The sequence below is a fragment of the Candidatus Kinetoplastibacterium sorsogonicusi genome (assembly GCF_003072465.1).
In the GTDB taxonomy this organism is placed as follows: domain Bacteria; phylum Pseudomonadota; class Gammaproteobacteria; order Burkholderiales; family Burkholderiaceae_B; genus Kinetoplastidibacterium; species Kinetoplastidibacterium kentomonadis.
In genome coordinates this window covers 280,816-304,239 of sequence record NZ_CP025628.1, presented here as the reverse complement: position 1 = coordinate 304,239, position 23,424 = coordinate 280,816, and the positions used below count along the sequence as shown (strand labels likewise).

Annotated in this window: 20 protein-coding genes; 7 read left to right on the top strand and 13 right to left on the bottom strand. The window is 23.9% G+C overall.

The annotated features are described in order from the left end of the window. Positions 1–2: 2 nt before the first annotated feature. A complete protein-coding gene (locus CKSOR_RS01450) occupies positions 3–1,271 on the bottom strand; it encodes a lipoprotein-releasing ABC transporter permease subunit (protein WP_108673824.1) in 1,269 nt (422 codons plus the stop codon). Positions 1,272–1,327: 56 nt separating this feature from the next. Between CKSOR_RS01450 and CKSOR_RS01445 the strand changes: the two genes are divergently transcribed. Next, the gene (locus tag CKSOR_RS01445; RefSeq protein ID WP_108673823.1) at positions 1,328–2,272 is read left to right on the top strand and encodes a hypothetical protein; all 945 of its coding nucleotides are present in this window, start codon (positions 1,328–1,330) and stop codon (positions 2,270–2,272) included. Positions 2,273–2,298: 26 nt separating this feature from the next. Next, positions 2,299–3,960, top strand: coding sequence for a single-stranded-DNA-specific exonuclease RecJ (gene recJ / locus CKSOR_RS01440; RefSeq protein WP_108674216.1), 1,662 nt, complete (start codon positions 2,299–2,301; stop codon positions 3,958–3,960). Here recJ and CKSOR_RS01435 read toward each other — a convergent pair. Genes CKSOR_RS01435 through aceE form a run of 5 tightly spaced genes read right to left on the bottom strand, consistent with a single transcriptional unit; the run spans position 3,953 to position 12,580 of the window. Then, complete coding sequence (locus tag CKSOR_RS01435) at positions 3,953–5,617, bottom strand: NAD+ synthase (protein WP_108673822.1); 1,665 nt, start codon at positions 5,615–5,617, stop codon at positions 3,953–3,955. The genes recJ and CKSOR_RS01435 overlap by 8 nt on opposite strands. A gap of 11 nt (positions 5,618–5,628) precedes the next feature. After that, a complete protein-coding gene (locus tag CKSOR_RS01430; RefSeq protein WP_234411230.1) occupies positions 5,629–6,807 on the bottom strand; it encodes a mechanosensitive ion channel family protein in 1,179 nt (392 codons plus the stop codon). Positions 6,808–6,829: 22 nt separating this feature from the next. Further along, complete coding sequence (gene lpdA, locus CKSOR_RS01425; protein ID WP_108673820.1) at positions 6,830–8,563, bottom strand: dihydrolipoyl dehydrogenase; 1,734 nt, start codon at positions 8,561–8,563, stop codon at positions 6,830–6,832. Between the two features lie 15 nt (positions 8,564–8,578). After that, positions 8,579–9,883 carry a 2-oxo acid dehydrogenase subunit E2 gene (locus CKSOR_RS01420; RefSeq protein ID WP_108673819.1) on the bottom strand — a complete coding sequence of 435 codons (1,305 nt, stop codon included), beginning with the start codon at positions 9,881–9,883 and terminating at the stop codon, positions 8,579–8,581. 12 nt (positions 9,884–9,895) lie between these two features. Continuing rightward, positions 9,896–12,580 (bottom strand): pyruvate dehydrogenase (acetyl-transferring), homodimeric type, encoded by a 2,685-nt coding sequence (aceE, locus tag CKSOR_RS01415; RefSeq protein ID WP_108673818.1) that lies wholly within the window; start codon positions 12,578–12,580, stop codon positions 9,896–9,898. A 301-nt stretch (positions 12,581–12,881) separates the two neighbouring features. Between aceE and folD the strand changes: the two genes are divergently transcribed. After that, positions 12,882–13,748 carry a bifunctional methylenetetrahydrofolate dehydrogenase/methenyltetrahydrofolate cyclohydrolase FolD gene (gene folD, locus CKSOR_RS01410; protein WP_108673817.1) on the top strand — a complete coding sequence of 289 codons (867 nt, stop codon included), beginning with the start codon at positions 12,882–12,884 and terminating at the stop codon, positions 13,746–13,748. Between the two features lie 260 nt (positions 13,749–14,008). On the opposite strand, the gene CKSOR_RS01405 is transcribed toward folD, so the two are convergent. The 6 genes from CKSOR_RS01405 to CKSOR_RS01380 all read right to left on the bottom strand — a co-directional run bounded on the left by CKSOR_RS01405 (position 14,009) and on the right by CKSOR_RS01380 (position 18,863). Further along, on the bottom strand, positions 14,009–14,221 hold the full coding sequence (locus CKSOR_RS01405; protein WP_108673816.1) for a hypothetical protein: 213 nt from the start codon (positions 14,219–14,221) through the stop codon (positions 14,009–14,011). Between the two features lie 85 nt (positions 14,222–14,306). Further along, the gene (gene pheT, locus CKSOR_RS01400; RefSeq protein WP_108673815.1) at positions 14,307–16,751 is read right to left on the bottom strand and encodes a phenylalanine--tRNA ligase subunit beta; all 2,445 of its coding nucleotides are present in this window, start codon (positions 16,749–16,751) and stop codon (positions 14,307–14,309) included. A gap of 11 nt (positions 16,752–16,762) precedes the next feature. Beyond that, positions 16,763–17,782: a phenylalanine--tRNA ligase subunit alpha gene (pheS, locus tag CKSOR_RS01395; protein ID WP_108673814.1), complete on the bottom strand. Its 1,020-nt coding sequence runs from the start codon at positions 17,780–17,782 to the stop codon at positions 16,763–16,765. Between the two features lie 105 nt (positions 17,783–17,887). After that, positions 17,888–18,247, bottom strand: coding sequence for a 50S ribosomal protein L20 (gene rplT, locus CKSOR_RS01390; protein ID WP_108673813.1), 360 nt, complete (start codon positions 18,245–18,247; stop codon positions 17,888–17,890). A gap of 13 nt (positions 18,248–18,260) precedes the next feature. Beyond that, complete coding sequence (gene rpmI, locus CKSOR_RS01385; RefSeq protein ID WP_108673812.1) at positions 18,261–18,461, bottom strand: 50S ribosomal protein L35; 201 nt, start codon at positions 18,459–18,461, stop codon at positions 18,261–18,263. Between the two features lie 147 nt (positions 18,462–18,608). Continuing rightward, a complete protein-coding gene (locus tag CKSOR_RS01380; RefSeq protein ID WP_108673811.1) occupies positions 18,609–18,863 on the bottom strand; it encodes an accessory factor UbiK family protein in 255 nt (84 codons plus the stop codon). Positions 18,864–19,105: 242 nt separating this feature from the next. Between CKSOR_RS01380 and CKSOR_RS01375 the strand changes: the two genes are divergently transcribed. Beyond that, entirely contained in the window at positions 19,106–19,351 is a 246-nt protein-coding gene (locus CKSOR_RS01375) for a cold-shock protein (RefSeq protein ID WP_108673810.1), read from the top strand. Between the two features lie 75 nt (positions 19,352–19,426). Here CKSOR_RS01375 and CKSOR_RS01370 read toward each other — a convergent pair whose 3' ends face one another. After that, the gene (locus CKSOR_RS01370) at positions 19,427–20,011 is read right to left on the bottom strand and encodes a superoxide dismutase (RefSeq protein WP_108673809.1); all 585 of its coding nucleotides are present in this window, start codon (positions 20,009–20,011) and stop codon (positions 19,427–19,429) included. A gap of 427 nt (positions 20,012–20,438) precedes the next feature. Between CKSOR_RS01370 and CKSOR_RS03605 the strand changes: the two genes are divergently transcribed. The 3 genes from CKSOR_RS03605 to murJ all read left to right on the top strand — a co-directional run bounded on the left by CKSOR_RS03605 (position 20,439) and on the right by murJ (position 23,353). After that, positions 20,439–20,606 carry a Trm112 family protein gene (locus CKSOR_RS03605; RefSeq protein WP_150130248.1) on the top strand — a complete coding sequence of 56 codons (168 nt, stop codon included), beginning with the start codon at positions 20,439–20,441 and terminating at the stop codon, positions 20,604–20,606. A gap of 541 nt (positions 20,607–21,147) precedes the next feature. Next, positions 21,148–21,798, top strand: coding sequence for an adenylate kinase (gene adk, locus CKSOR_RS01365; protein WP_108673808.1), 651 nt, complete (start codon positions 21,148–21,150; stop codon positions 21,796–21,798). Between the two features lie 16 nt (positions 21,799–21,814). Continuing rightward, positions 21,815–23,353 (top strand): murein biosynthesis integral membrane protein MurJ, encoded by a 1,539-nt coding sequence (gene murJ, locus CKSOR_RS01360; RefSeq protein WP_108673807.1) that lies wholly within the window; start codon positions 21,815–21,817, stop codon positions 23,351–23,353. The last annotated feature ends 71 nt before the right edge of the window (positions 23,354–23,424 follow it).

The window sequence follows — 23,424 nt, the reverse complement described above, 5'->3', positions numbered from 1 at the left end:
AATTAATTATTACGTAATATATGAGCAGGTTGTGTTTTAGAAGCCTGCATACTTGGATAAATAGTTGCCAAAAAAGACATAACTAAAGTAAGGCAAATAATTTTAAATATATCTATAATTCTTATATCATAAGGTATCTTATCTAAAAGATATATCTCTTTAGGCATAGGATTAAAACCTATAATATTTTCAAGAAATATAAAAATTATATCTAAATTTGTAGTTATTAATATCCCTAAAATAGATCCTAATGTTATGCCAATGATACTAATTATTAAACCTTGTATAACAAATATATATGATATATTTATAGCTTGTGCACCAAATGTTCTTAAAATAGCTATATCTTTTTCTTTGTCATTTACTGTCATTACTAAAGAGGATAATAGATTAAATACTGCAATTAATACTATTATCATTAATATTATAAACATAATTTTTTTTTCTGTTTGTATAGCAGAAAACCAATTTTTATTAGTTTGAGACCAATCTATAGCTAACATAAAATTGGGTAATATACTATTAATTTTTTTAGATATTAAAGGTGCAATATACATATTATCAGTTTTTAATTTAATACCATATAACGATGATTCGCCTGCTATATTAATAGCATCTAATATGTTAATAATGACCATATTCATATCATATTCATAATATCCTGAATCGAATATTCCAGTAATATTAAATTTTTTAATATTTGGAGTAAATCCAATAATATGAGAAAAACTATTTGAAGAAATTAAATATATAGAGTCTCCAATATTTGCATCAATTGCATTAGCTAAATTTTTTCCTATAACAATATTATACTTTCCATGTATAAGGTCTTGTATTTTTCCATGTATCATATAATTTGTAATATCAGATATATTATTTTTATCTTGAATATCTATACCATTTATTAGAACTCCATTTAATATTTTGTTTTTCATAATGATAGCTTGAGAAGATACAAATGGCGTTCCTGATTTTATGTTATTAATATCTTTAATGTATTTATCAAAAATACCTTTCCATGAATTAATAAAATCTATTGCATTAACTTCTTTCACATATACTTCTATATGTGGTAAAAATGATAACATGCGATTACGAACTTCTTTTTCGAAACCATTCATAATTGATATTACAATAATTAATGAAGCCACTCCTAAAGCTATACCTAATGATGATATAAATGATATAAAAGAAATAAAATTTTTGTTTTTATTAAAAATAGAAATTTTTAAAAATTTAAATGCTAACCAAAATTCATATGGTACTTTCATGATAAAATTTTATAAATTATATTAAAATAATTATTTTAATATAATTTATAAATATAATGCATTTAATAATTACTCATATATTACCACCAAAAAATATTGCTAATGAAATAGCAAATATATTACCAGAAAAAGCTCCTAATTTATTTAAATTGATACAGTCTTATAATGTAAATGTATCTCATTTAGATTTAAACTATTTAAGTTGTACGGCTTTAGAATCTGTAATTTTAGAACTAAATGGATATAAATCAAATAATAAATTTAGAATTGGTCAATGGTTAGGTCAAATGAATATTAAAAATTATATTTATGATATTAATATGAATCCTATTTGGCTAATTGAATTAGTTAATTTGGATTTTATAAATGGAAATATAAGGTTGTATACTGCAGATGATTTAAATATTCAAAAAGAAGAAAGTCAAATTTTATTTGATAGTTCTCAACATATATTTAATCATTATGGATTTAAAGTATTCTTTGAAAATAAAAATTTTTGGGTAATATCATTACCTAAAAATTTTCATCCAAAGCTATGTATGAGTCCACAACTAGCAAAAAATTACTTTATTAACAATATATTTGATATTACACCATATAATAATATCTGGAGAATTTTGTTAAATAATATTCAAATACACTGGACATCTCATAAAATAAATAATAATAGATTCAAAAAATATTTGTTACCGATAAATTCTATATGGCTTTATGGTGGTTGTATACCAGATAAAATTAAAAAAACGTATGATCAAAATATTTTAATAATTAAAGATTTAGATAAATATTATAAAAATAATGATTGGAATATGTGGTTAAATGCTTTAACAGAAATAGATAATAAATATATATATAAGTATATTAATAATACTTGTGTTACTGATAATCTAATTTTACTTGGACATGATTATAGAGTCGATTTTAAATTAAATAATCATAAAAATATTTTTCAAAAAATTTTATATAAAAATTGGAGATATTGGTGGAATCAAGAAATTTAATAACAATTAGAGATATTCCATTAAATATGTATAATCATTTATTAAAAAATGGTATACATCCTATATTAGCCAAATTATGGTCTTCTAGAGGTGTAACAGATATTAAACAAATATCTAAAAAATGGATAGATATGATATCGCCATTTAAGATGTTAAATATTATAGAATCAGCTAATACATTAGCTGATTCTATAATAAATCAAAAAAAAATATTAATAATAGCTGATTATGATTGTGATGGCGCAACAGCTTGTGCTGTTGCTATAAAATCTTTAAAAAGTATGAATGCGAATGTTGATTTTTTAGTACCAAATAGATTTGAAACTGGCTATGGTTTATCTAATAAAATAGTTGATATAGCTTATAATCATAAAAATGGTAAACCAGATATAATAATAACAGTAGATAATGGTATATCTAGTATAGATGGAGTTAGATCAGCAAATGAAAAAAATATTTCTGTAATTATTACTGATCATCATTTACCTGGAAAAATATTACCAGATGCATTACATATAATAAATCCTAATCAAGCTCAATGTGCATTCCCATCTAAAAATCTTGCTGGTGTAGGTGTAATTTTTTATTTAATGATAGTATTACGTTATATTCTTAGAAAAAGAGGTATATATAGTCATAAAGGTGGACCTCAATTAGAAAAATTATTAGATTTAGTTGCTTTAGGTACAATAGCAGATGTAGTAAAATTAGATGATAATAATAGATTACTAGTATCTAAAGGATTACAACAAATAAGAAGGGGAAATGCTCAAAAAGGATTAAACGCATTAATCAAATTATTAGGCATAGATTACAAAAATATCAATGTAGATCATCTTGGATTTAATATAGCTCCAAGAATTAATGCTGCAGGTAGATTAGATGATATTAGTATAGGAATAGAATGTTTAATTACTGATGATGATGATGTAGCTAATAAAAATGCTATACTGTTAGATCAAATAAATACTAAACGCCGTTTGATAGAAAAAACTATGAATCAAGAGGCAATAGAAATTACTAAAAATTATAAAAATCATAAAGATAAATTTTCTATATGTATATATAAACAAGAATGGCATCAAGGTATAATAGGATTAATAGCATCTAAATTAAAAGAAAAATTTTGGAAACCTGTTTTTGTTTTTGCAGAATCTTCAACGTTAGAAATTCGTGGTTCTGGAAGATCTATACCAGGAATAAATTTAAGAAATATTTTGGAACAGATATCTCTAGAATATAGAATCTTGAATTCATTTGGTGGACATGCAATGGCTGCAGGAGTGACTTTAAATAAATATAATTTTAAAATTTTTAGTGAAGCTTTTGAAAAAATTATCAATAACATATTTGATTCTGATACTTTTAAGCATATTATAGAAACTGATGGCGCTTTAGATATTGAATATATGAATACTTTTACCAGTGATTTAATTAATCAAGAAGTTTGGGGTAATGGATTTCCAGCCCCTTTATTTTTTGACGAATTTGCAGTAATAAAACAAGAAATTTTGAATAACAGTCACTTAAAAATGATACTTAAAAAAAATAATCAATTATTAACAGCAATATTTTTTGGTAAATGTTGTAAAATTTCTAATAATATTAAAGCAGTTTATAAATTAACAACTCAAACTTGGAAACAAAAAAGTTACTTTCAATTAATAATAATTGATATTATCAATTAAAAAAATTGAATTTATTTGTAATCGGAAATATCCAATCTGAAGAAAAAGATTGTTTTGTTAATATAGGACCCAAAATTCTTTGATATCTTTTGAATTCACTAGATTTTACTAAACTTAACACATGCTTTACATCTTGAGGTGAATAATTAAGACTAATTATTTCCTCATAAGTTTTTTTATTTTCTATAAAGTTTTCTAAAATTCCATCTAATATATCATATGGAGGTAAACTATCACTATCTAACTGATTTACTTTTAATTCAGCTGATGGTTTACGATTTATTATATTTTCAGGGATTACTATAGAAATAGTATTTCTATATTTAGCTAATTTAAATACCATTGTTTTGCTTACATCTTTCAAAACTGAAAATGCACCTATCATATCTCCATATAAAGTACAATATCCAGTAGCAATCTCTGATTTATTACTTGTATTTAATACAATAGCATTCATTTTATTAGATAAAGACATAAGTAAATTTCCTCTAACACGTGCTTGTATATTTTCCTCAGTTTTATCATTTTCTATACTATTATGAATATCAAATATATTAAATAATGTACTTTTTATAGATGAAACAATACTATCTATTTTTATATAAATATGTTTATTACCAATTATATCTGTCATTTTTTTAGCATCATTTATAGACATTTGAGATGTATATTTATATGAAAGCATTACTGTAGTAATTTTATCTTTACCAAGAGCATCTACAGCTATTGCTAATACTAATGCAGAATCTATTCCACCTGATAAACCTATAATAACATGATTGATATTATTTTTATGAACAAAGTCACGTAAACTTAATACTAAAGCATCCCAAATATTTTTATATAAGAAATCTTCATCATATAAATATTTATAACAATTTTTATTATCATTAAAGAATTTGATATTATCATGATCTAATTTTATTGTGATAAATGACAAATTTTCAATAAATCTAGGTAAGGTTATTATACTTTCTTTTTTATTATCTATTGCTAAAGAAGATCCATCAAAAATAAGGTCATCTTGTCCACCTACTAAATTTGTATAAATTAACGAACATTTATGTATATCTATATATTTTGAAATGATATTAAAACGTTCTTGATCTTTATTAATATGATATGGAGAAGCATTACATACTAATAATACTTGAACTCCAATATTATCAATTTTAGGTATTTCTATGCCTTTCCAAAGATCTTCACATATTATTACACCAAAATTTATTTCATTTACTTTAAAAATTAAAGGCTTTATATAACTAGCAGTAAAATAACGTTTTTCATTAAATATGGAATAATTTGGTAAATTATTTTTATAAAATGAAGTAATAATTTTTCCATTATATATTATAGAAATAGTGTTATATAACATTCCAGAAATAACGCTTACATGTCCTATTAAAACATATAGATCATTTAGTATTTTTAACTTATTAATTAATTCAAATAGTTTTTTATTTTGATAATCAATAAATTCTTTTCTCAATAAAAGATCATAAGGAGGATATCCTATTAAAGATAATTCTGGAGTAACAAATATATTTACATTATTTTTTTTAGCTATTTTTGCATTTTCTAAAATTTTATTAATATTACTATCTATATCACCAACACATGCATTCATTTGAAAAATAGCAATTTTTACATTTTTCATTAATCACCAAATTAAATAATCTTATTACGTAAATCATATCCAGATAAACTTTGATATGGTCGCAAAGATAAAACAGGGAGCATAGTAATCATATGATCCAAAATTCCACATTGAATCCTTTCATATTCTACCCATGCTGTTAAAGATGTAAAACAATAAATTTCAAAAGGAATTCCATCAGATAATGGTTCTAATGTTCTAACTATAATAGGTAAATCTTGTCTAAGCTCTTTATGAGATTTTAAATAAAATATAATATAATCTCTAAATATAGCTATATTAGTAAAACTAGAAAATTGTATTTTGTTGTTAATATTAAATTTTAAAAATATATCAAAATTTTCATTGTTAATACTATTTATTTCATTTTCATCTAAACATTTAATACTATTAATATCTATTTTTATATGTCTTTTAATTCTTCTTCCACCAGATTCGAACATATTTCTATAATTACGGTATGTTTCTGAAAATAATTTATAAGTTGGTATATTTGTAATAGTATTATCCCAATTTTGTACTTTAACTGTATGTAGTGCTATATCTTTTATAAAACCATCTGCATTAGATTGAGGCATTTCAATCCAATCACCTATTCTTAACATATCATTAGTAATTAATTGAGTACTAGCAACTAGTGATAACAAAGTATCCTTAAAAACCAGTAATAAAACTGCTGATATAGCACCTAATCCTGATATCATCCAAAGTGGAGATTTATCCATTAATATTGACAAAGATAAAATTGTGCAAATTATTATTAATAATAACTTAGCTATTTGTATATAATTTTTTATAGATTGAGTTTGAGCTCTAGCGCTAGAATCATATAAATCTTGAAATACATTTAATATACCTAAAAAAGCAGCAAAAATATAATACCATATAAAAACATGAGATATTCTAGAAATTATAACCGACATAATTCCTATATTTGGTACAAATTCTATTCCCATAAAAATTACAAAACATGGAACTGCATACAATATATTTTTATAAATATTATGTTGAACTAAATATTTATTATAATATTTATTATCATTAATTAATATTATTTTGTTTTTTGAAAACCAAGATATAAACTTATTGATAATCATTTTCGTTAAAAGAGAAGTTATAACTAATATAAATAACCATAATATAGTTTCAATATAATTAAATTGAGTTATATATTTATAATATTTTGACATTTTTATTAAATCCTTTAACTATTTATATATTTTTTAGTATAGGAGGTAAATCTGTACATATATTTTCTGCAGATTCGGCTGCCATAGCTATAGATTCTATAAAAGTTGGATGTGGATGTATAGTATTTGCAATATCATCAATATCAGAGCCCATTTCAATAGCTAATGCTATTTCACCAATGAGATCTCCAGCATGAGATCCTACTATACCTCCTCCAATTATTCTATTTGATTGAGAATCAAATATTAGTTTTGTCATACCATTAGGACAACCATTAGATATAGCTCTACCTGAAGCATTCCATGGAAATAGACCTAATTTTATAGATATGTTATTTTTCTTAGCTTCTAATTCAGTTAAGCCTACCCATGCAATTTCAGGATTCGTATAAGCTACTGATGGAATTATATTAGTGTTACAAAAAGAATTTTTTCCTGATATTACTTCAGCTGCAATATGCCCTTCATGTACTGCCTTATGTGCTAACATAGGATGGCCTATAACATCTCCAATAGCAAAAATATTAGGTATATTAGTCCTATACTGATTATCTACTTTTATAAAACCTTCTTTTGATATATTTAAATTTAAATTTTGTAAGCCAATATTATCAATATTAGGAGATCTACCTATTGCTTGTAAAATTAAATCATATTTAATGATTTGATCTGGAGCATTTATTCCTGTAAATTGAACATTGATGCCTTGATTATCAACTTCAACTTTTTCAATTTTAGTATCTAACATGATATTATCAAATCTATGTATATTCATGTTTTTCCATGATTGTACTAAATCATTATCTACACCTTTTAGTATAGAATTACTAGATTCAACTAAATCTAATCTTGCACCTAAAGATGAATACACCGTTCCCATTTCTAATGAAATAATACCTCCACCTATTAATAACATTTTTTTAGGAATAAACGGTAAATTTAATGCTGTTGTTGAATCCAAAATTCTATCATGTTTTGGCAAACATGATAATTTATTTGCAGAACTGCCTGTAGCAATAATAGCATATTTAAATTTAATAACATTGATAGTTTTGTCTTTATTAGTAATTGATAAATTGCATTGATCAATAAATTCACCAATACCTTGAAAAATTTTTACATTTCTTAACCGAGCAAGACTTAAAAGACCATTAGTTAATTTATTGATTACTTCATCTTTATGTTTTTTTAATTTTTGTAAATCTATTTTAGGTTGATCAAATAATATACCATTTTTTGATAAAGATTTTGCAACCTCAATAATATTTGTATTGTATAACAAAGTTTTAGATGGAATACAACCTACATTTAAGCAAACTCCACCTAAATTTGAATATTTTTCTACTATAGCTGTTTTTAACCCTAAATCAGCAGCGCGAAATGCTGCAGAATATCCACCAGGACCACCTCCTAGTACTACAACATCAAAATATATTTCTTTTGATGTACTTATATCATCGCATATTTCTTTTGATGTGCTTGCTTTTGCAGTACTTATATTATGGAAATCGTTCGATAATATTTCTAATTCTGCAATAATAGAACCAGTAGAAACCATATCTCCTACTTTCACAAAAATATTTTTGACTATACCAGCAATATTTGATGGAATTTCTATAGAAGATTTTTCAGATTCTAATACGATTACAGGGTCTTCTTTATTTAAAAAATTTCCTTCTTTTAATAATACTTCTATTACACATACTTTCTTAGAAGTGCCTATGTCAGGTATTACTATTTGTTTAGTATTTTTCATAAATATCTGTTCTCATCAAAGAATTACACGACTAAATTCAGCTAATAATTTACATAGATATACATTAAATCTAGCAGCTGCAGCTCCATCTATTACACGATGATCATATGATAATGAAATAGGTAATATTAATTTAGGTATAAAATCTGTACCATTCCATACTGGTTTATAATAATTTTTAGAAATACCTAAAATTGCGACTTCTGGTGCATTTATAATAGGAGTAAAGAAACTGCCACCAATACCACCAAGTGAAGATATAGAAAAACATCCACCGCTCATATCATCTGACATCAATTTATTTTCTCTAGCTTTCATTGATAATTGATTTATTTCTAACGTAATATCAATAATATCTTTTTTATCAACATTTTTTACTACAGGAACTAATAAACCATTTGGTGTATCTACCGCAAATCCTATATTATAATATTTTTTTAAAATCAATCTATCATTTTCTAAAGAAGAATTAAATTCAGGTATTTCTTTTAGAACTTTGGCAACTGCTTTCATTATAAATGAGAGCATTGTAATTTTTATATTCTTTTTTTTATATTCTTCATTCAGTGAAATACGTAACTTTTCTAAATTAGAAATATCTGCTTCATCATGATTAGTAACATGAGGTATTAATAACCAATTTCTATGTAAATTAGATTTGGCAATTTTTTTAATTCTTGATAAATTTTGATATTCAATTTCACCAAATTGCTTAAAATCAATATTAGGCCAAGGAATTGTACTTATATAATTTAAATCACCTGATATATCATGACTATTTTTTTGTAAAGATTTTTTTACAAACAATTTTACATCATCAAAATTAATTCTATTTTTAGGACTTGTACCTTTTACTAAAGAAATATCTACACCAAGTTCTCTTGCAAATTTACGTACAGATGGGGAAGCATGTGAAACTATATTTTTTAAATCATTTGTTAATTCAAATTTATTTATATTTTCATCAAAATAATTGTCTATTTTCTTATCAACATTATGTTCTTTTTCAATATTTATATCAACATTTTCTTGCATAACGTTACTATTAAAATAGTGTTTATTAGTTTTATTTTGATCAATAATTTTTTCAAGTTTGATAATAGTAGTACCATCCTTTACATTATCTCCAACATTGACTAATATATCTTTAACAATACCATCAGCATTTGAAGGTATTTCAACTGAAGCTTTTTCTGATTCTAATGTAATTAAACTTTGACCATTAGAAATAGTGTCATTAATATTTACTAGAATTTCTATTACTTTAAAAGTATTATTTTTTTCCATTCCTGAAATTTTTATTTCTAATATTTCACTCATTTAATTTTCTCTTTATGCATAATGTGGATTCATTTTATTTATATTGATATTGTATTTTTCAATTACTTCTAAAGATTTAGAAGCAGGTAATTTACCATCTTCTATTAAAGCATTAATTGCTTCTAATACAATAAATTTGCTGCTAATTTCAAAATGATCCCTTAATTTATTACGAAAATCTGAACGTCCAAATCCATCGCTACCTAATACTTTATAAATACGATTTTTAGGTATAAACTGTCTAATTTGATTAGCAAAAGCTTGAACATAATCTGTAGATGCAATGATAGGTCCTATAGTATTATTTAATTTTTCTGTAACATATGGTATTTTTTTATCTGTTGCATTTAACATATTAAATCTTGATATATCCATACCTTCACGATTTAGCTCAGTAAAGCTTGTTACACTCCAAATATCAGATCCAATATTCCAATCATTAAGCAAAAGTGATTGTGCTTCTATTACTTCTTGTAAGATAGCTCCACAACCCATAAGTTGTATACGATGATCTTTTTGTTCAGAAGAATTAAACATATACATGCCTTTAATTATTCCATCTTCATCACCAAATTTTAAGCCTGGATGTTCATAATTAGCATTCATGACAGTAATATAATAGAATACATTATCTTGCTGTTCAAACATCCTTTTTAAGCCAGAATGTATTATTACAGCTAATTCATGTGCAAATGCTGGATCATAAGAAATACAATTAGGTATTACTGAAGATAATATATGACTATGTCCATCTTCATGTTGTAAACCTTCACCATTTAATGTAGTTCTACCAGATGTACCACCTAATAAAAATCCTCTTGCTTGCATATCACCTGCAGCCCAAACCAAATCTCCTACTCTTTGAAAACCAAACATAGAATAATATATGTAAAATGGTATCATGGCATAGTTATTAGTCGAATAAGATGTAGCAGCAGCTATCCATGAACTCATTGCACCAGCTTCATTAATTCCTTCCTGAATTAGTTGACCATTTTGCTCTTCACGATAATACATTACTTGATTTTTATCTTCAGGGATATATTTTTGTCCTTCAGGAGCATATATAGCTATTTGACGAAATAAACCTTCCATCCCAAATGTTCTTGCTTCATCTGCAATAATAGGTACAATGCGCTTACCTAAATTTTTATCACGTAAAAGCTGGTTTAAAATTCTCACAAATGCTTGAGTAGTAGAAATTTTACGTCCTTCAAAAGTAGGTTCCAATATAGATTTAAATATATCAATAGAAGGTATTATAAGATTTTGAGTGTTAGTACGTCTTTTGGGTATATAACCACCTAAAGAAGCACGACGCTGTTTCATATATACCATTTCTGGAGAATTTTCTTTTGGTTTAAAATAAGGTAAATCTTTTACTTTGTCATCAGGTATTGGAATTTTAAAACGGTCTCTAAAATCTAATAAATCTTGTAATTCTAATTTTTTATGTTGATGTGTCGGGTTTTTAGACTGTGTTAAGTAACCTAACCCATATCCTTTAATAGTTTTTGCTAGTATAACACTAGGTTGATTTTTATGTGTTACAGCAGCTTTGAATGCGGCATAAACTTTAAAAGGATCATGACCTCCTCTATTTAATCTCCAAAGATCATTATCAGACATATGAGCAACTCTTTCTAATAATTTAGGATGTTTAGCAAAAAAATGTTCTCTAACGAATTTACCATCATGTGCTTTATATGATTGATACTCTCCATCAACTGTATTTTCCATAACCTGTTTTAAAATTCCATCAAAATCAGATTCTATTAAATCATCCCAATATCCACCCCATATTAATTTGATAACATTCCAATTAGCACCTATAAAGTTACTTTCTAATTCTTGTATAATTTTACCATTACCTCTAACTGGCCCATCTAGACGTTGTAAATTACAATTAACAACAAAAATTAAATTATCTAATTTCTCACGTGATGCTAAAGAAATAGCTCCTAATGCTTCTGGTTCATCCATTTCACCATCACCACAAAATACCCATACTTTACGGTCACTTGTATCTAAAATACCACGAGCATGTAAATATTTTAAAAATCTAGCTTGATATATAGCCATTAAAGGACCTAATCCAACAGATACCGTAGGAAATTGCCAAAAATTAGGCATTAATTTAGGATGAGGATATGAAGATAATCCCATGCCATTTACTTCTTGGCGAAAATTATTTAAATGTTCCTCTGATAAACGACCTTCTAAATAAGCTCTAGCATATATTCCTGGAGAAGAATGACCTTGAAAATATATTAAATCTCCTAAATGATTTTCATTATCAGCTTTCCAAAAATGATTTTGTCCACATGAAATCATAGTTGCTAATGATGCAAAAGAAGATAAATGTCCACCTAAATTTCCACCATCATCAATTTTATAACTATTAGCCTTTACAACCATTGCCATAGCATTCCATCTTATATAAGAATTTATTTTTGATTCTAATTTAAAATCGCCTGGGTAATCAGGTTGTAATTCTTTAGGTATTGTGTTGAGATAAGGTGTATTTGTAGTTTTTTGTTTATATATGTTTAAACTAGAAGCTTTATTAATTAAAGAATTTAATAAAAAACTGGCTCTTTCTTTACCTGAAAATTTAATTACAGAAAGTAGTGCATCAAGCCATTCTTTAGTTTCTTGAGAATCTTCATCTTGTTGCATTTGATTTAAAGATGACATGATATGTCTCCTACATAATATTAGTATTTATACATTAGCCAATAAATATATAATTTTTTATTTATTTAATTTTGATAAAAATATATTAGACATATAAATTTAAATTTATATGTCTAATATTAATTAGAATTGTTGACTATATTTCATATTACTTATAATTAGATAAAATCTATATATAAATAAATTTTGATATCATGATATCATATGCTTTATTAAATTAATAAATAACATTAACTATTGTTTTAAAAAAACATTATATTTTGATAATATCCCTAAACTAAATTAAAAAAATTTAAAAATTATGAATAATAATGCCAAAATCATAGACGGACATGCTGTATCAAAACTAATATATAATGATATTGATATTAAAATTAAAATGCTTGCTAAAAAAAATATCATACCAGGATTAGCTGTTATTGTAGTTGGCAATGATCCAGCTTCAAAAATATATGTAAAAAATAAAATAATAGCTTGTCAAAAATACGGAATTTTTTCTATGAAACAAGAATTTTCAGAAGATATAACTGAAAATGAATTATTAAATTTTATAGAAAAATTAAATATAAATTTAAAAATACACGGTATATTAGTACAATTGCCGCTTCCTAAACATATTAATAGTAAAAAAATAATTGAAGCAATTAATCCTAAAAAAGATGTTGATGGATTTAGTCCTAGTAATATAGGACGTTTAGTAACAAATGATCCTTTATTTATACCTTGTACTCCATATGGAATTTTAAAAATACTAGAAAATCAAAATATTGATTTTAAATCTCTAGAAATAGTAGTAATAGGTACAAGTAATATAGTTGGTAAACCAATTGCTATGCTAATGTTAAATAAAGGTGCAACAGTAACATTATGCAATTCTAAAACCAAAAACTTATCTTTACATACGAAAAATGCAGATATAGTTATAGTAGCTACTGGAAAGATAAACACTATAAACGGATCTATGATAAAACAAGGAGCCATTGTAGTGGATGTTGGAATTAATCGCAATAAAGAAGGTAAAATATGTGGTGATGTAGAATTTACATCAGCAAGTCAAATAGCTAGTGCAATTACACCTGTGCCTGGTGGTGTCGGACCAATGACTATTGCAATGCTAATTTACAATACTGTAAGATCAGCAGAAATACAACAAAATTTAAATAATTAATTTAATTTTTATAAAAAAATAAATTATTAAAAAATGTAAAAATCAACATATTGAAAAAGATATATTTTATGAAAATTTTTTAATTTCTTATATTTGCTAATACAACTATTATTAATAATTGGATAAATATAAATTATAATTTAGATATTTTTCATATTTATGTCTTTTACTCTTCAATATTTTATTAAAATTAATCTGTTACATAGCAAAAAATTTCATCAATTTTTTGATAATGATTTTCAATCATAGCTAATCAATAACTAAGAAAGCAAATTTTCTGCTACCCAATTCTTAGCAAAATTTTCCGCTAAATATCTTGCTTCATACAAAGATTCACAAGATCCAAGATAAGAAAATGTAGTACCTATCTCCGTACCACCTTCTGCAGTAACAGTTAAAAATACACCATAACCGCCTGTATCTATAGCAGCAGTAGAAACATCTACTAATAATTCCTGATCTTTAAATTGCATATAATATAAAACTCCATATCAAATTAATATTAGTCAATATCATATTCATAAAATATTTATCAATATTATTTAAAATAAAAACATATTATATATGATTATATATTATTGATAACTCATGAGAAATAATATTCATACAATCATTAATAACAATATCTTCTAATGTTTTATATTTACTTTGAAAATAAAATCTAAGCCCAATGTTTTTTAAATTATTAGAAGAATTTTCCCATACGTCAAATATATTAAAATTATTTAGTATGGAAGATATTTTTTCATGCTTATTAATAATATTATTAATATTATCTAATATCATCTGATAAGATATTTTTTTATCAATTTTAATTGATAAATCACGTATAATAATTGGAAAATGAGAAATATTTTCTACATTTATAATATCTTTTTCAACTAAATAATTAGTATTGAGTTCGAATACAATAGGCGACAAAGGTAAATCTATTAATTTCGTTAAAGTAGGATTTAATTCTCCTATAAATCCTACTTCTTCATTATCAATATAAATTTTTGCTCCACGACCTGGATGTAATATTTTATTAAAACAAGCTTTAAATATAAGTTTTCTTTTTTTTGAATTAAACAATGTCTCTATATCACTTTTAATATCATAAAAATCAATATTTCTATTCTTTAATCCCCATTGATCTTCAAATATAGAACCAAAACCAGCACCAGCTAAAAAAATAGGTTGATCAACCCCATTTATATGAAAATCATTACTTTTGATATTATTATTTTTAATAAAAACTCTACCTATTTCAAACAACTTTATAGAAGATTGTTGCCTATTAAAATTATATTTTATTTTGTTAATTAATCCAGATATTAAAGATGTTCTCATTACAGATAAATTATTTGATATTGGATTTAATATATTAATATGATCACAAGATTCTGAAAATTGTAATTCATCTTTTAAATCTATAAAACTATAATTTATGATTTCATGATAGTTACGTCCTGACATTATTTTTCTTAAATCATGCAAAGTAAATTTATATTCAAAATCAGGTTTAAGAATATTAGGAGCTTTTACACTTATTTCGGGTATATTATTAAAACCATAAATTCTTGCTACTTCCTCTATTAAATCTTCTTCTATATTTATATCAAATCTATAAGATGGAGGTATAACATTAAAAGTATTATTATTTTCTTTAGTAAAATGAAAACCCAAATTATCAAATATTTCTTCGATATTAGATACATCAATATTGATACCCAAAATTTTATTACATCTACTTGTTCTAAATAATATTGGATTTCTTTTAGGCATAGAGTAGCAATAATCATCTATAGTATCTATATTTCCACCACAAATTTCTGATATTAAACTAGAAATAATTTCCATAATGTATATAGAATCTTGATAATCAACACCACGTTCAAAACGATAGCTAGACTCTGAAGTAATTTTATATTTTTTTGCTTTACCTATTATAGCTTTAGGATACCAAAAAGCTATTTCAATATAAATATTTTCTGTATTTTTACTAATAGAAGATTGCATTGAACCCATAATACCAGCAATACATTCAATCCTATTATTTGAAGAAACAACAGCAACATCTTGATCTAAAGATATTATTTGATCATTTAATAAATGTACTTTTTCATTTTGTTTAGCAAATCTTATAATAAATTCTTTACCATTAATTTTATCAAAATCATATATATGCGAAGGATAACCATATTCAAGCATAATATAATTAGAAATATCTACTAATGCAGAAATACTTTTTATACCAGAATATTCTAAGCGTTTTTTTATCCACAAAGGAGACTCAATATTATTATTAATATTACGTATAATTCTTCCAGTAAATCTTCCACATACATTATCTATGTTTATATGTACTGGAAAATTTTTTTTCTTTGATAAATTACCATTTTCCAAAAAATTTGATTTATTTTCAAATAAATTTATTTTTGTATTAGTTAATGCTGATAATTCTCTTGCTATACCAATCATAGATAAACAATCAGATCTATTAGGTGTAATTTTTAAATTAAATATAGAATCAATAAACAAATTATCTATATCATTCAATTTAGTACCGACAGAGATATTTTTGTTAATGACTATAGCATCTTGATTAGAAGATAAACCTAAATCTATATTTGAACATATATGGCCATTATAATTGATTCCATTCAAATTTTTAGATACAGTTTTTATACCATTTGGCAAAATAGTATCATTTATAGCATAAATAAATTTTTTATATTTAAAATTGCCAAGTTTTGTAAAAGATTTTTTTCTACATAATACTTTTTGATAATTTTCATTGCCACAATGTACATTGCATACAAGCATATCATCTGATTGATTATGTACATAATAATCAACAATTTCTACAACTATTAAATTATTATAATCATGAAATTGATGTGATATATATTCAATGTTATCGACTTCTGACCCAGACATTGTAAGCAAATTAGCAATTTCTTCAGTAGTAAAGTTATTAAGATTTATAATTTCTCTCAACCAAGATTCTAAAATTTTCATAATATATTAAATTACTTTATTTGAGATAAAAAACGCAAATCACCTTCATAAAAATTACGTAAATCACTAATACCATAACGTAACATTGTTAAACGCTCTAATCCAGAACCAAAAGCAAAACCCATATATTTTTCTGGATCTAAACCAAAATTACGAATAACATTTGGATGAACTTGACCAGCACCTGATATTTCTAGCCATTTGCCCTTATTAGGGCCAGTTTTAAACATCATATCCATCTCTACAGAAGGTTCTGTAAATGGAAAAAATGAAGGTCTAAATCTAACATCCAAATTTTCTTGTTCAAAAAAACAACGCAAAAAATTAATATATATAAATTTTAGATTCGCAAAAGATATATCTTCAGATATCCATAAACCTTCAACTTGATGAAACATAGGTGAATGAGTAGAATCATTATCTACTCGATAAGTTCGACCCGGAGAAATTACTTTTATAGGTGGTTTATGAGATTTAGCATACCTAACTTGCATAGGGCTAGTATGAGTTCTTAATAAAAGTTTTTTACCATAATTATCATTCATATCTAAATAAAATGTATCCTGCATTGATCTTGCTGGATGATCAATAGGATTATTTAATGCAGTAAAATTATTCCAATCATCTTCTATTTCAGGTCCATCAGCAACATCAAATCCTATAGAATGAAAAATTTTTTCAATTCTAGCCCATGTTATCATTATAGGATGTATACTACCGCCTAAAAAACCTCTACCTGGTAAAGTAACATCTATATATTCTTTATTTAATTTGTCATTTAAATAAACATTAGAAATATGATTACGTCGATTTTTTAATAAATTTTCTATTTGAGATTTACAAGAATTAGCATAAATTCCAAATTGTTTTCTATCTTCTTTTTTTATTTTGCTTATATTTTTTAATAATTTTGTTACGCTACCTTCTTTTCCTAGAAATTTAGATTTTATTTGTTCTAGAGAAACTAAGTCGTTTGTATTATTAAATTCTATATTAGCATTAGAAACTAATTCTTCAAATAATTTCTTCATAATTATAAATTAAAATAAGACGTAATATAAAAATTAATTATATCACGTCTTTAAAACACCAAATAAGGATTATTTGTTATATTGTATGAATATTATTATGATATTTTAAGATACAATAGATGATTTAACTTTATTTACAATAGCAGCAAAACCTACTTTATCTCTAATTGCTAAATCAGATAATACCTTTCTATCTAATTCTATCATTAATTTTTTCAATCCAGCTATAAAAACACTATATGACATATTATGTTCTCTAACAGCTGCATTAATTCTAGTGATCCATAATGCACGAAATGTCCTTTTTCGATTACGACGATCTCTATAGGCATATTGTCCTGCACGCATCACTGCTTGTTTTGCGATACGAAATACATTATTACGGCGTCCACGATACCCTTTAGCTGCAGTAATGATTTTTTTATGGCGAGCATGAGCAGTGACACCACGTTTTACTCGAGGCATGATTTAATCTCCATTATAAAGCATAAGGCATCATATTTTTAACTAAAGCAACATCAGATTTATGCACAGATGTTGTACCACGCAATTGACGTTTAAGTTTGGTATTCTTTTTTGTCAATATATGACGTTTAAAAGCTTGTCCGCGCTTAATGGAACCGCTACCTCTAATTTTAAAACGCTTAGAAGCGCTTTTTTTAGTTTTCATCTTAGGCATATTAATTCCTAAACACTTTTAATAATTATAGATTAAGGTGTTTATTAAAAATTTATTAATAAATCTTATTTTACCAAAAAATCTATTTCTTTTTGAAGATATATTGTAACTCGAAAAACTAAATAAAATAAATAAAATATGAATATTTTATTGATTATTTTCTAATTTAATAATTTTTTCTTCTAATTGTTTCAATTGTAAAGATAAATCATGTACTTTATTTATTAAATTTTCTAATATTTCTGTTTGAAGTTCAAATTCATCTTTGGTAACAAGATCTAATTTTTTTAAAGATTCTAATCCTATATTATGTAAATTATTTTTAATAGATACCAGATCACTATTGTTTACTAAATTATTAAATTTTTCCAAAATATTATTTAAAAACGGATTATGAATCATAAATACTCCAATTATGTGTATCTTAATAGTTTAATACAAAAAATAAATTAAATATGTAATATAAATATCATATAAATATGATTTACCTATTCAGTATAATCTTAAAATTATATATAATAAGTATGTTTGTAAAAAACAAATTATATATTTATAATATTCCTGAGAGTATTATAACTCTCGATGTAGTATCTTTTATATAATATATTTAAGATTTTTGATTTATAGTTAAAGAGGTTTTTTAAATGTCTGAAATTAACAATAGCCATAGTTCTGGAAATACAGAGAAATCCATAGGTACAGTAAAATGGTTTAATAATTCTAAAGGATTTGGCTTTATTGCTCCAGATGATGGTGGTGAAGACATATTCGCACATTTTTCATCAATTCAAATGAATGGATTTAAAGCATTAAAGGAAGGTCAAAGAGTATCTTATAAAGTTGTTCCTGGACAAAAAGGTAAACAAGCTATTGATATTAATGCAATTTAATCGCATAGGTATAGATACCTAATTTACCTAATATTCCACATATTTATAATATATGTGGAATATTTTTGTAAATAATTATTTCATATTAAAATTTTCATTGACGAAATCCCAGTTAATTAAATCCCAAAAAGATTCAAGGTATTTAGGACGTGCATTTCTATAATCAATATAATAAGCGTGTTCCCATACATCACATGTTAATAATGGAATATCAGATGTAGTAACCGGCGTATAAGCATTACTAGTATTCACTATTTCCAAATCTGAATTTTCTTTTTTTACCAACCATGTCCATCCAGAACCAAAATTACTAATAGCCATATTACTAAAATCTTTTTTAAAATTATCTAAGCTTTTCCATTTAGATATAATTGCATTTAGTACTAAATCAGATGGTTTTTTTTTATTTGGAGATAGACTATTCCAATAAAAATTATGATTCCAGACTTGTGCTGCGTTATTAAATAATGCTCCAGAAGATTTTTTAATAATTTCTTCTAAAGTTGCATTTTCATAAATTTCATTATTAGAAATAAGATTATTTAAGTTGTTTATGTACGTTTGATGATGTTTTCCATAATGAAATTCTATAGTTTCTTTAGATATTAATGGAGATAATGCATTAACATCATATGGAAGTTCAGGTAAAGTAAATAACATATATATACCTTTTAAGTATGATTATTTGAAAAAGTCATTTTTAATAATTAATGTATATTTTATAAATATTAGTATAGCATTATAAACACAAATTATATTTATAAAAAAATTATCAAATTAGTACAAACATACTATTAATATAATTAATAATTATGTTATACACAAACTTATCAACAGAAATTGTGGATATTTTTTTAATAAATTTAGAATAATTTTACTATTTATAAAAAATAAAATATTTTATTTGAATAACTTATTTTAATAGATATATTAGAATATTAAAAATAATATAATAAAATATTTGCATTAATAGTATTTACAAAATTATCAAATAAATATAAATATAAGGTTTTATGTATAATTAAAAATATATTGCTATAATATAAAAATAATGTATTGATTTAAAAAAAATAGAATAATATAAATTATGAAGACTAATATTTTAGAAGTTTTAGTTTGTCCTATATGTAAGAATAAGTTTGATATAGATTTACAAAATAACAAATTAATATGCAAATTAGACTCTATTGATTTTTATATAGAAGATAATATCCCTATATTACTTAAACCAGAAGATTGTTTCATGAAAAATTAATTTCAATAATTTAGATATTATTGTAAATTTTTTATTATGATAATTAGAAGTAATCTATTTTGTTTTGGCATTACCTTAATGGATAAAAATATTTGAAATTAACATTCATTATTAATAAAAATTAAATTACATAACAATAAAACTTTAATATTCTATAAAATTAGATTATAGAGTTTTTGTAAATATTTATATTTATTAACTATTAATTAATAATTAATTTTGTAAATATCAATAAACTAAAAGCTATTTGTAATAGTAACCTTTTGTTGTTCCATAACTAAATTTAACAAATAAATTTTAAATCAATATACAAAGCTATAGAATACAGCATATTTATATGACAATTTTTTATTAAAACATAATTTAGAAAAAATTAAATATTGAGATTTGTTTAATATTTAGTTTTATAAAATAGTATTTTACAGTTATGACATATAAAAATAATATTTATAAATTGATACATTAAAAGAGATTACAAAAAAGTATAAGGAAAATTTTTAAATCTGTAAATTTTAGTAAATACTATAATAGGAGATAGAATATGCGTCTTATATTGCTCGGACCCCCAGGAGCAGGCAAGGGCACCCAATCTGTATTTTTAACAAAATATTTTCATATTCCACAAATTTCTACAGGTGATATGTTAAGATCTATTATGCAATCTGATTCATCCATAGCTAATGATATTAAAAACATAATAAATGCTGGTAAATTAGTTAGTGACGAGTTGATTATTAAATTAGTAATAGATCGAATTTCACAGAATGATTGTCAAAATGGATATTTGCTTGATGGTTTTCCTAGAAATGTTTTTCAAGCTCAGGCATTAGAAAAAATAAATATTAAAATAAATTTTGTAATTAATATTGAATTGTCTGAAAAAATAATAGTGGATAGAATTAGTGGTAGATTAATACATCCAGCTAGTGGTAGAACTTATCATATAAATTTAAAACCACCAATTAATCAAGGTATAGATGATATAACTGGAGAACCTTTAATACAAAGAGATGATGATAAAGTCGAAACAGTCAAAAATAGATTATCTATATATTATCAAAAAACTAAACCGCTAATTGATTACTATTTATCTTTATCTAAATTAAATAATAATGCACCAAAATATTTGCAAATTTCTGGATTAGGTACTGTAGAGGAAGTAAGAGATAGAATATTAAGCCATATATTGTAACTAATTTTGATGTAATATGAATATAATAAAATCAACTTTAATTATTAGCATTATTACGTTTTTTTCTAGAATTAGTGGATTATTTAGAGATATATTAATTACTTATACATTTGGTTCAAATTATTTAACAGATTCATTTTGGATTGCTTTTCGTATACCTAATATGTTAAGACGTTTATTAGCAGATGGATCTTTTGCACAAGTATTAACGCCTGTAATTAGTAATGCTAAATCTAATTTTAATGAATATAATTTTCAATTATTAATTAATAAAATATTTACAATATTAATATTATTTTTAATATTTTTAACGGTATTAGGAATTTTATTTGCGCAAATTATTGTTAGTTTTATAGCTAGTGGTACATTATATAAAGAAGATTTTTTATTGATTACTAATATGACTAGAATTATGTTTCCTTATATAATGTTTATGTCTATAGTAGCTTTATATTCTTGTATATTAAATGTTTGGAAAAAATTTTTTTTGACTGCATTTACACCTATTTTACTAAATATTGCTATTATTTTTTGTTGCATGTTATATAAAAAATCCATATATATATTATCAATAGGAGTATTAATTGGTGGATTTTTACAATTATTAGTACAGTGGTTATATCTATATTATTATAATTTATCTCCAAAGTTTGATATTAATATATTTGAAGCATGGAAAGATAAAAATGTACAAAATATACTTAGCAAAATGCTTCCTGCTTTTGTTGGAGTATCAATAATTCAAATATCTTTAATAATTAATACTAATATAGCTACTTGGTTAAGTACAGGAAGTATTACATATATTACATTAGCTGATAGAATCATGGAATTTCCAAATGCTATGCTTGGAATTACTTTAACTACTATTCTATTACCGCTTTTATCTAAAAAATATTATGAAAAAGATTATGAAGGATATAATAAAATTCTTAATTGGGCATTAAGTTTAGTTATATGTATTGGAATACCTATAGCTATATTTATGGCAATATTATCAGAAGGATTAGTATCTGTATTATTTTATTATGGAAAATTTAATTTTTATGATGTAAATCAAACACAGAGCATTGTATGTGCCTATTCTATAGGAATTATTAGTTTAATATCTATTAAAATATTAGGATCAGCTTTTTATGCAATGCAAGATATTAAAACTCCTTTAAAAATTTCTATAATCTCTTTAATAATTACACAATTTTTTAATATAATATTTGTCCCCATATTTGATTATGTTGGTTTAGCAATTTCAATAAGCTTAGGTGCAATATTAAACTCTTTATTATTAATTAAAAAATTAATAAAATTTAATATTTTTAAACCTAATAATCAATTAAAAAAAATAATATTTTCTATATGCCCTTCTGCAATAATATTGATTATTTGTACTAAATTTATTAATACTAATATATATTGGATATCTTTAAATGATAATTATGTCTTAAGATTTGTTATACTTATATCAATTTTATTAATTTGTTTATTTATTTATATTTTATCATTATTTATTTTTGGTATAAAATTAAAAGATTTTTCATATATTAATAATTATTAATTTAAATAAACTAATCACTTAAAATTGCAATTTTATCAAAATTTGATAAAATTCAAAAAATATAATTTTAA